At 55.3% G+C, this 255-nt stretch carries 1 rRNA gene; it reads right to left on the reverse strand.

The annotated features are described in order from the left end of the window. Window positions 1-255, reverse strand: a 23S ribosomal RNA gene (locus RM479_RS27520); the annotation flags it as partial.

A 255-nucleotide genomic window follows, 5' to 3' on the forward strand; every position in this document is an offset into this window, starting at 1 on the left:
TGCACTTACACTCGACACCTGATTACCAACCAGGCTGAGGGAACCTTTGGGCGCCTCCGTTACCTTTTGGGAGGCAACCGCCCCAGTTAAACTACCCACCAGACACTGTCCCCGAACCGGATCACGGCCCAAGGTTAGATGCCCGAAACAGTCAGAGTGGTATTTCACCAACGCCTCCACCGCCACTGGCGTGACGACTTCACCGGCTCCCACCTATCCTACACAAACCATCCCAAACACCAATGTCAAGCTATA

The sequence above is a fragment of the Nocardiopsis lambiniae genome, from assembly GCF_031845465.1.
GTDB lineage: Bacteria > Actinomycetota > Actinomycetes > Streptosporangiales > Streptosporangiaceae > Nocardiopsis > Nocardiopsis lambiniae.